The 10,008-nt window shown below is 58.7% G+C and carries 10 protein-coding genes; 8 read left to right on the top strand and 2 right to left on the bottom strand.

All coding sequences use genetic code 11. The features are described from left to right. The coding region (locus F4V54_RS08840; protein ID WP_150386900.1) for a L,D-transpeptidase at positions 1 to 397 on the top strand (397 nt) is incomplete at its 5' end. Between the two features lie 58 nt (positions 398 to 455). Here F4V54_RS08840 and F4V54_RS08835 read toward each other — a convergent pair. Together F4V54_RS08835 and F4V54_RS08830 are read right to left on the bottom strand one after the other, a co-directional pair. Further along, the gene (locus F4V54_RS08835; protein ID WP_150386899.1) at positions 456 to 2,441 is read right to left on the bottom strand and encodes a hydantoinase B/oxoprolinase family protein; all 1,986 of its coding nucleotides are present in this window, start codon (positions 2,439 to 2,441) and stop codon (positions 456 to 458) included. Positions 2,442 to 2,460: 19 nt separating this feature from the next. Then, positions 2,461 to 4,524, bottom strand: coding sequence for a hydantoinase/oxoprolinase family protein (locus F4V54_RS08830; RefSeq protein ID WP_150386898.1), 2,064 nt, complete (start codon positions 4,522 to 4,524; stop codon positions 2,461 to 2,463). A gap of 236 nt (positions 4,525 to 4,760) precedes the next feature. On the opposite strand from F4V54_RS08830, the gene F4V54_RS08825 reads away from it, so the two are divergent. From F4V54_RS08825 to rplQ, 7 genes are all read left to right on the top strand, one after another. Further along, positions 4,761 to 6,122, top strand: coding sequence for a CdaR family protein (locus tag F4V54_RS08825; protein ID WP_211359474.1), 1,362 nt, complete (start codon positions 4,761 to 4,763; stop codon positions 6,120 to 6,122). Positions 6,123 to 6,266: 144 nt separating this feature from the next. Next, positions 6,267 to 6,485: a translation initiation factor IF-1 gene (infA, locus tag F4V54_RS08820; RefSeq protein WP_034664224.1), complete on the top strand. Its 219-nt coding sequence runs from the start codon at positions 6,267 to 6,269 to the stop codon at positions 6,483 to 6,485. A 181-nt stretch (positions 6,486 to 6,666) separates the two neighbouring features. Beyond that, entirely contained in the window at positions 6,667 to 7,035 is a 369-nt protein-coding gene (gene rpsM / locus F4V54_RS08815) for a 30S ribosomal protein S13 (RefSeq protein WP_034664222.1), read from the top strand. A gap of 3 nt (positions 7,036 to 7,038) precedes the next feature. Continuing rightward, the gene (gene rpsK / locus F4V54_RS08810; RefSeq protein ID WP_034664220.1) at positions 7,039 to 7,443 is read left to right on the top strand and encodes a 30S ribosomal protein S11; all 405 of its coding nucleotides are present in this window, start codon (positions 7,039 to 7,041) and stop codon (positions 7,441 to 7,443) included. A 30-nt stretch (positions 7,444 to 7,473) separates the two neighbouring features. Beyond that, positions 7,474 to 8,079 carry a 30S ribosomal protein S4 gene (rpsD, locus tag F4V54_RS08805; protein ID WP_034664218.1) on the top strand — a complete coding sequence of 202 codons (606 nt, stop codon included), beginning with the start codon at positions 7,474 to 7,476 and terminating at the stop codon, positions 8,077 to 8,079. 110 nt (positions 8,080 to 8,189) lie between these two features. Beyond that, positions 8,190 to 9,203 carry a DNA-directed RNA polymerase subunit alpha gene (locus F4V54_RS08800; RefSeq protein ID WP_034664216.1) on the top strand — a complete coding sequence of 338 codons (1,014 nt, stop codon included), beginning with the start codon at positions 8,190 to 8,192 and terminating at the stop codon, positions 9,201 to 9,203. A gap of 52 nt (positions 9,204 to 9,255) precedes the next feature. Then, complete coding sequence (rplQ, locus tag F4V54_RS08795) at positions 9,256 to 9,810, top strand: 50S ribosomal protein L17 (RefSeq protein ID WP_150386896.1); 555 nt, start codon at positions 9,256 to 9,258, stop codon at positions 9,808 to 9,810. Positions 9,811 to 10,008: the final 198 nt, after the last annotated feature.

The following is a 10,008-nucleotide window of genomic DNA, read 5'->3' as shown; positions in this document are numbered from 1 at the left end:
ACCTGCACCCGCACCCGCACCAGCACCGGTCCCTCAGCCGAACCAGCCGGCTGGCTGCGCCCCAACTGCTCGCGCCTGCGTGGACATTGCCAACCAACGCACCTGGCTGCAGGAAAACGGCAAGGTCACCTACGGCCCAGTCCGCATGGCCTCCGGCAAGCCGGGACAGGACACCCCGAAGGGCTTCCACCGCGTCAACCGTAAGGTGCGCGATGAGATTTCCTTCGAGTTCGACAACGCGCCCATGCCGTTTGCTACCTACTTCACCTACAACGGCATCGCGTTCCACCAGGGCGATCCTTCGATCAAGTCCGCTGGCTGCATCCGCATGTACCGCGCTGATGCACAGCATTACTTCAACACACTGCGCATCGGTGACCAGGTGCACGTGTTCTAGCTCCGTGTGAGAAACGGCGCTCCCGGATAGTCGGAAGCGCCGTTTTTCTATTCTGGGCCTAGCCCCAGTGGCTCAGGGAGCGGCGCTGCAGCTGCTCGCGGTACTGCTGAGTGGTGGTGGGCAGGAGTTCGCCGGTTGCCCAATCCAGGATGACACCGTAGTGGCGCACCAGATCCAGGATGTCCAGCTCGCCGTCCCGGAAACGTTGCGCAACACTTTCCGCGTCCTCTGTGATCTTGGCGGCGCGGGTCGAACGAAGTTCTTCCCGCAAGCTCGCGCTTGCATCCTGATCAACCTCGTAGTGGTCAATCTCTGGATCGATAGCGTTGATGACGGCTCCGTAATCTTTCGCTGCGCGTTCTATGGAAACATAGCCATCGATCACATCCTCCAGGACATCATTGAGATCCCTGTCCAGCGGGTCACCGAATCCGCCACCACCAGCGGAGGGGCGCTCGAAAACATCGCCCGGACGAATGGTGTGGTTGGAAAACAGTGCCCCAAGGAATTCCTCATCCGGGGTGTCACGATTGAGCCAGACACCCTGCGGTGTGGAGGGCAGCCCGCCATTGATACCCCAGGTGACATTGCGTGAGCGGTCACAGCAGTAACTCATCACTGTGTCAGTGCAGTCAGTGAGGGTGCCACCTTTGGACACACCCACTCCGCCACGGAACTTGCCCGGCCCGCCGGAATCGGTGACCACACTGTGGTGGCTGGTGATCACGGGGGAGAGACGTTCCTGTCCTTCGATCGGCTGCACGGCCAGGCCGGTGCCAAATACTGGAGCTGTTGCCCCGGAACCGTCACGGTCAGTGCGACCACCCCAGCCACCGGCCATCCAGTCGTACCACATGAAGTACGCGCCTTTGCCGCCGGACTGCTTTACTTCCCGCGTATCCCAGCCACCGATCAGTAGGTACTCCAAGTTGAAGGAGCAGGCGATGGCGCGTTCCTGGTTGACGGTGGACCAGATTTCAAAGACCGCGTTCATGATTTTCTCGTACGGGCCGGAACAGAAACCGGTGACCGCGTGGGGGATACCTGCGTTGACCACGGTGCCTTCTTTGCCCAGATCAATGTCCAAGGCGCGGTACAAGCCAGAGTTCAACGGCACATCCGGGAAGAACGTCTTCGTGCCCGCAACCACACCGGAGAACGCGGAACCGTACCCCGCGTTGAGGAAGCTGCCCACAGCGGGCGCGGAGCCGTCCAAAGAGTAGGAGATCTGATCGTCTTTGATGCGCATGGTCACCTTGACGGGCACCATGCCTTCGCCGTGGGCTGGGTCGTAATCAATGTAATCGACGGTGGACCATTCGCCGTCAGGAAGCTCCTTTGCGCGGGCACGCACAATATCCTCGACATAGTCCTGAACTTCCCGCAAAGCGGTGCGGATAGTGTCCACACCGTACTTATCCACGAGACGGAGCACTTCGCGCTCACACACAGCGGTGGCCTCTGCCTGCGCTTCAAGGTCACCGATAACAATCTCTGGGTCGCGAGTGTTGGAGGCGATCATCTTTGCCACATCCTTCAGGTAGTGGCCCTGACTCCAGATCCGCACTGGCGTGATGCGGATCCCTTCGCTGTAGAAGGTCTTCGCGGAAACATCAAAGGAACCGGGAACACTGCCGCCGGCATCAGCCCAGTGTCCCTTGTTCTGTGCAAAGGCGATGAGTTCACCTTCAGCGAAAATAGGGCGGATGAACGAAACATCGTTCATGTGAGTGCCACCCATGTACGGGTCATTGACCGCAAAGACATCGCCTTCATGGATGTCGTCGCCGAATTCCTCGAGTACAGCCTTGCACTGGAAGTGCAGAGTACCCACGTGGACAGCGATGTCCTGGCTGCCCTGCATGACGGTATTTCCTTCCGCATCGCACAAAGCAGAAGAGAAGTCGCGGGAGTAAATCACAAACGAATAGCACGTGCGCAGGATCTGCTCACTCATCAGGTTCACAGATGTTGCAAAAGCATTCTTGAGAACCTCGAAAGTGACGGGATCGAGTGTGCGGCGGGAGGTGGGTGTGATAGACATTGCCTGTTTTCCTCTCTTGTTACTCGGCCTGGCCGATGTGGATACGGATGTTCTTCCACTCGTCGATCTCCGCGAGATCACCCGGAGGAACAACAGTGGTTGCGTCAAATTGGTCGATGATGGCAGGGCCACTCAGGCGCACGCCGGGCTGCAAATCTTCGCGTTGGTACACAGGAACCTTGGCCCAACCCCCGTTGGAGGAGAAGTACACGTCGCGTTCCGACGCAGCCTCAGGCGCCGACAAAGTCGACGGGTCCGCGACCTCATAGCGCTTGAATGGTGGGGACTCAAGCTCACCGATAGCCACCAAGCCAACTTGGTAGAGCTCCACCTCCTTCGTCCGATCAGAGAAGGAGTACTCGCGTTCGTGCTCTTCATGGAAGAGAGCCAAGGCTTCGTCGGTAAGCGTGCCTGAACCTGGCAACTCGACGGTGAGCGACCTCCATTGACCGCGGTAACGCAGCGACGCAGTACGCTTAAAGCGCATGTTCTCCTCGGGCACCCCTTCATGCGCGAGTTTGGTACGTGCCCGGTCTTCCATGCCATGGAAGGTGTCAAGCAGATCATTCGCATCAATGTCCTGCATAGCGACCTGGTACATCTGCGACAAGTCATGGCGGATGTCCACGAGCAAGCATCCCTGAGCTGAAGTCACGCCCGGGTAATATGGCACAACCACGGTGGGAATTGAGAGGTCACGCGCGACTTCCGCGCCGTGCAGTGCACCGGCACCACCGCCGACAACGAGAACGAAGTCACGTGGGTCATAGCCACGGCGGATGGACAGCAGGCGCACCGCATCAGCCATATTCGCGTTAGCGACCTTGATGATGTCTTCCGCAGCCACATCGAGCTCCAGGTTGAGCGGACCTGCAACCACGCGCTCGATGGATTCCTTGGCAGCGTCCTTACTCAAGGTCAATGCGCCACCGATGAGGCTGTCCCCGAGACGCCCCAGCAGCAAATTCGCATCAGTGTTTGTGGGCTGATCACCACCACGCTCGTAGCATGCGGGGCCTGGATCTGCGCCCGCAGACTGCGGGCCGTTGCGCAGCGACCCAGCATCATCGATCCACGCGAGAGACCCACCGCCAGCACCAATGGTGAGAACCTCAATGGAGGGGAAAGCGATGGGGAAGCCGTACTCCACTTGCCACTGTTTAGTAATGCGGATCTCACCTTCATAGGTCAGCGAAATATCGGTGGAGGTGCCGCCCATTTCCAGGCCAATCGCGTTGGAGTATCCACAACGAGTGGCAATGTCTTGGACGGCAATGGCCCCGGCCGCAATACCGGAGGCGGCAAGACGCACCGGGTACTTGGATACCATCTGTGGTGTCATCGAGCCGCCGCCGGAGTGGAGGAGAAGCAGATCACCGGTGTAGCCACCCTCTTTGAGTTGCTCCGACAACCGGTTGACGTAGCCAGACACCAGCGGAGCGAGGACTGCGTTGGACACCGTTGTGGAAAAACGCTCGTACTCAAAGATCTCGGGCAGGATCTCCGCGGAGGTGGACACCGCCGCATCCGGCAATTCCTCAGCGAGAATGTGCGCCATCTGCTGCTCGTGCTCCGCGTTCGCATGGGAGTTGAGGAAGCATACGGCGACTGTCTCAATCTTCTTCCGGCGCAGGATACGGGCGATCTCGCGGGCTTCTTCCACATTGAGGGGAGTCAGCTCAACGCCGTCATAGTCAATGCGTTCGGTGACCTCGTAGCGGTTGCGGCGAGCAATGTACGGCGGCCCAACATCCACATATGCATCCCAAAGCTCATCTTTCGTGCCATCGCGGATTTCCAGGACATCCCGGAATCCTTTCGTTGTGATGAGGGCGGCGGGAGGGAAGCGGCGCTGAATCAGCGCGTTCGTAGCAACGGTGGTGCCGTGGCTGAGGATTTCCACTTCGTCGAGGGATACTCCGCCTTCAGCGAGCCCGTTAAGAACCGCCTCCATAGGGTCGTGCGGTGTCGACGGAACTTTAGCCACGGTCAATTCGTGGGTTTGGGTGTTGCTGATGGCCACGTCGGTGAAGGTTCCACCGACATCGACGGCGATACGGTACGGCTTTTCTTTCTGCCCCATAGTGACTCCAATCTCATTTCGGCCCCAAAAGTGATCTGGGTTTCACTCACTATGGTGCCGGCGTGAACACGGGTCAATATTGATAAGTTGAATCTTGTTTCAAAAACTTGTGTAAACCCACAAATGCACAGCTCATCCCCATGAGAGAAAGTTGAATCGTGTCCACGGCAACCCTCGGAGATCTTCTCTTGGAAGAGCCCCGGCTGCGCCCCCTCACAGAAGGTGCTGCTTCAACCGTGTTCGAAGGGATCTGCACGTCAGAAGATGACATCCCAGCGGGGTGGCTGGTGATCCACCAGCAGGGCAGTGCACCGGTCAACCGCGGGCTGCTTCGTTCCGTTAACCATGCGGCTGGGATCGTGTGGCTTGGCTCCGGGCCGCCCGCCGAGTTCATCTCAGCTGCATCCCGAGCCTCCTTTCCTGTGCTCAAGGCAGAGGCGACACTTCGCCGCATCGATGTGTATGCGGCAGCGCGGAATGTACAAAGCCAGCACCCAGATGCTGCGATGTATCGCCGTCTACGTGCGGTAGAAAGGCTCAACCCGGCTCTTCTCGCGGAAAACCCCGCGGTTGCACTGGTAGAGCAGTATGCCGCGATGGTGGGTGAATCGGTAGCGGTCATCTCAACCACGGGCAAAGTTCTCGCGCAGGTGGGAGCGCTGCCCAGCCGCACTGTTGCTCGTCGGCTCCTGGCTGGACGTGAGACGGAGACAGCTTTTGAACTTGGCCGATGGTTGTTGGACGCCACTGTTCTGGGTGAATCTGACACCCAGCGTGCGTTGACACATGATGCCTGGCTTGTGCGGGGCACGCGCAGTGGCAAGCCGCCTCACAAGGAAGATCCAGTTGCCGCGACGTTAGCCAACTTGCTCCACATCTACTTCGAAACCCAACGGCGCTTCGCGCGCAACCTTTTTGCAGATGCGTCCGTCTTTCTTGAAGGTTTCACTGGGGCCGAAGCAGATCAGGAGAAAATCGCCGCGTTTTTGGCGGCGCATGGTTTCTCCTCCGAGGCACGCCTGCGCCTTGTGGTCGCGGGTGGGGAAAGCCCGAAGCAGGGCGCAGTATTTGCCGAGCGTATCGCTCAAGTGGCTGCTCAAGCCAGGGTTCCCGTCATCGTTGGGTTCATTGGTAACGCGCCCGCAGTTCTGACAACCGCCAATGACTATGTGAGTCGCATGGGCGCGCAGCTCGGCACTGTCGCGGGAGGATCGGCACCGTTTCACGCCCATGACGGTGCTTCTCAGGCGCTCAGGCAAGCACGGATCGCTGCATATGCCGCGTCGCTTTCAGGCGTGCCCATGAGGCTTATCGACGATTGCGGTCCCACCATCAAAGCCGCCGCCATGCTCACAGAGTTTGAACTTTATAACTGTGTACGTGAGCTGGATGACCTGCTGAAAGATATTGCGGGTGCGCCAGAATTAGTCCAAGCACTCGTGCGCTCCGGGTTCTCCACGGGGAAAGCAGCAAAAATGGCGGAGATTCACCCGAATACCGTGCGCAACAAACTTGAAAAAATCCGTGCTTTTGATCTGACGGATTCAGACCTTTATTTGTGGGAGTTATGGCGCGCCACCGGTGCACGTCGAGCGTGAAAGAATTTTGTTTTCCCGCAGGTAGATGGCTATAGTTGTCAAACGGTGTGTAGTTTTGTGCTGCACGCTCTAAGCAGTTGACTCAAATACGTTAGGTACCAGCGGTTTCACCGCATCAAGCATGGTGCCGGGAAAGCGGAGTGTATGGCTAAAGAAGGCGCAATCGAGGTTGAGGGTCGCATTGTCGAGCCCTTGAAGAACGCAATGTTCCGTGTCGAACTGGACAACGGGCACGAAGTTCTCGCTCACATCAGCGGCAAGATGCGCCAGCACTACATCCGCATTCTCCCTGAGGACCGGGTTGTCGTGGAGCTTTCCCCGTACGACCTGGAACGCGGACGTATCGTCTACCGCTACAAGTAAACCTTTAAGCCTCCTTATTCACGGCATACCCCAAGGTGGGTTTGCCTTCTTACCTCCGGCTGCGGTGGCTGGAGCCACGTGGATCACGACCCAATCGTCCGGTACGGTCCGGACACAAGCGTCGCGTGGCGTGGACGAGTAGGGAGAAAACCACCGAAACAACCTGAAAGGCACGTACCACATGGCACGTCTTGCTGGTGTTGACCTGCCGCGCAACAAGCGCATGGAGGTCGCACTTACCTACATTTACGGAATCGGCCCTGCCCGTTCCAAGGAACTGTTGGAGAAAACTGGTATTTCTCCTGACCTGCGCACTGACAACCTGACCGATGATCAGGTTGCTGCTCTTCGTGATGTCATTGAGAGCTCCTGGAAGGTGGAGGGTGACCTCCGCCGTGAAGTCCAGGCTGACATCCGTCGCAAGATCGAAATTGGCTCTTACCAGGGCCTGCGCCACCGTCGCGGTCTTCCCGTCCGTGGCCAGCGCACCAAGACCAATGCGCGCACCCGTAAGGGACCGAAGAAGACCATCGCAGGAAAGAAGAAGTAATTCATGGCTCCTAAGACTCGTTCCGGCGCGCGTCGCACTGGTCGCCGCGTCGTTAAGAAGAACGTGGCCAACGGCCACGCGTACATCAAGTCCACCTTCAACAACACCATCGTGACCATCACGGACCCGAGCGGTGCTGTTATCTCCTGGGCATCCTCCGGCCATGTCGGCTTCAAGGGTTCCCGTAAGTCCACTCCGTTCGCTGCGCAGATGGCTGCTGAAAACGCTGCCCGCAAGGCAATGGACCACGGCATGAAGAAGGTTGACATCTTTGTCAAGGGTCCGGGCTCCGGCCGCGAGACCGCAATCCGTTCCATCCAGGCCGCCGGCCTGGAGGTGTCCTCGATCTCCGACGTGACGCCGCAGCCGTTCAACGGTTGCCGTCCGCCGAAGCGTCGTCGCGTTTAACTAGGCAGAAAGGAATAGAGGTAACACATCATGGCTCGTTATACAGGCCCTGCTACCCGTAAATCCCGTCGCCTCCGCGTCGACCTCGTCGGCGGCGACATGTCCTTCGAGCGTCGTCCGTACCCTCCGGGGCAGGCTGGCCGCGCTCGCATCAAGGAATCTGAGTACCTGCTCCAGCTGCAGGAGAAGCAGAAGGCTCGCTTCACCTACGGTGTGATGGAGAAGCAGTTCCGCCGCTACTACGAGGAGGCTAACCGCCTCCCGGGTAAGACCGGTGACAACCTGCTGGTTCTCCTGGAGTCCCGTTTGGACAACGTTGTGTACCGCGCTGGTCTGGCACGCACTCGCCGCCAGGCCCGCCAGCTGGTGTCCCACGGTCACTTCACCGTGAACGGCAAGAAGACCAACGTGCCTTCTTACCGTGTGACCCAGTACGACATCATCGATGTCCGCGAGAAGTCCCGCAACATGCTGTGGTTCGAAGAGGCCCAGGACAACCTGGTCGATGCTGTCGTTCCCGCGTGGCTGCAGGTCGTTCCTGAGACCCTGCGCATCCTCGTGCACCAGCTGCCCGAGCGCGCTCAGATCGACGTTCCGCTGCAGGAGCAGCTCATCGTCGAGCTTTACTCGAAGTAAAACAACAGGATTCGCTACCCGGCGCATCCATCCACTTTCCCGTTCTGGCGGTATTTGCCGTTTGGAACCTACCGGCGTCATATAGCGGTCGCCGATAAAGGAGAAGTTCAATGCTCATCTCACAGCGTCCTCAACTGTCCGAGGAATACATCGATACCAACCGTTCGAAGTTCGTCATCGAACCTCTCGAGCCTGGTTTCGGCTACACCCTGGGCAACTCGCTTCGTCGTACGCTGCTGTCGTCCATCCCGGGCGCAGCGGTGACCTCCATCAAGATCGACGGTGTGCTCCACGAGTTCACCACGATCAATGGTGTGAAGGAGAACGTTTCCGAGATCATCCTCAACGTTAAGGACCTGGTCTTGTCCTCCGAATCTGACGAGCCGGTGGTCATGTACCTGTCCAAGGAAGGCCCGGCTGACGTCACCGCCGCAGACATTGACCTGCCGGCAGACGTCACCGTGCACAACCCGGACCTGCATATCGCGTCTCTGAATGAGAACGCACGTCTGGAGATGGAACTCGTCGTTGAGCGTGGCCGTGGCTACGTTCCGGCAATGCCCAACTCCGGTGGCGAGATTGGCCGTATCCCAGTCGACCAGATCTACTCGCCGGTGCTGAAGGTCTCCTACAAGGTTGAGGCAACGCGTGTTGAGCAGCGCACTGACTTTGACAAGCTGATCATCGATGTGGAGACCAAGAACTCCATGACCGCCCGTGACGCCCTCGCGTCCGCTGGCTCCACCCTGGTTGAGTTGTTTGGCCTCGCACGCGAGCTGAACACCGCAGCCGAGGGCATTGAAATCGGCCCGTCCCCGCAGGAGACGGAGTTCATTGCGGCCTACAACATGCCCATTGAGGACCTGAACTTCTCTGTGCGCTCCTACAACTGCTTGAAGCGCCAGGAAATCCACACCGTCGGTGAACTCGCTGAGTGCTCCGAGTCTGATCTGCTGGACATCCGTAACTTCGGTCAGAAGTCCATCAATGAGGTCAAGATCAAGCTTGCATCCCTGGGGCTCACCCTCAAGGACGCACCGGAAGACTTTGATCCCACGCAGATTGAAGGCTACGACGCAGAAACCGGCGACTTTGTCGACGGCGGACTGGATGACGCCGAGTAAAGCACTGAGCACACGCTCGAGCACACATTTATAAACCACACGAGGAGTAACAATGCCTACCCCGAAGAAGGGCCCGCGTCTCGGCGGCTCGGCTGGGCACCAGAAGCACATTCTGTCCAACCTGGCTAGCCAGCTGTTCGCAAACGGCTCCATCAACACCACCCAAGCTAAGGCGAAGGTTCTGCGCCCGTACGCAGAGAAGCTGATCACCAAGGCGAAGTCCGGCACGGTCAACGACCGTCGTGCAGTGGCTGCTGAAATCCCGAACAAGGACGTCGTTGCCTACCTGTTCAACGAGCTCGCACCGCTGTTTGAGAACCGCGATGGCGGCTACACCCGCATCATCAAGCTGGAGAACCGCAAGGGTGACAACGCCCCGATGGCCAACATCTCCCTCGTTCTCGAGGAGACGGTGACCGCCGAGGCAACCCGCGCTACCCGCGCTGCCGCATCCAAGAAGAAGGCCGCTGAGGCTGAGGCTGAGGCCGAAGAAGCTAAGGCTGAAGAGACTGAGGCTGAGGCTGAAGAGGCTGCATCCGACGAGAAGGTCGAGGAGGCTCCGGCCGAGGAGACCGCGGCTGAGGATAAGGCTGAGGACGAGGAGTAAACGTCTAGCGTCTTTCAGCGCAAAGCACCCGTTCTCTTTCATGGGGAGCGGGTGCTTTTGTGTATCGGGGAGGGCCTAAGTTCTAGGGATCGTTGCAACACTGATTGGAAAGTTGGTGTTGGTTGTGTCTGGTTCGCGTTGGGATCCGAGTGGTGATGAGGTTGTTCGGTTTCACCGGTTGGTCGTTGTTGAGGGGCT

This window comes from Corynebacterium tuscaniense, assembly GCF_008693065.1.
Taxonomy (GTDB): Bacteria; Actinomycetota; Actinomycetes; order Mycobacteriales; family Mycobacteriaceae; genus Corynebacterium; species Corynebacterium tuscaniense.
Note: the sequence above shows the minus strand (reverse complement) of the source record. Positions and strands in the feature narration are given on the sequence as shown.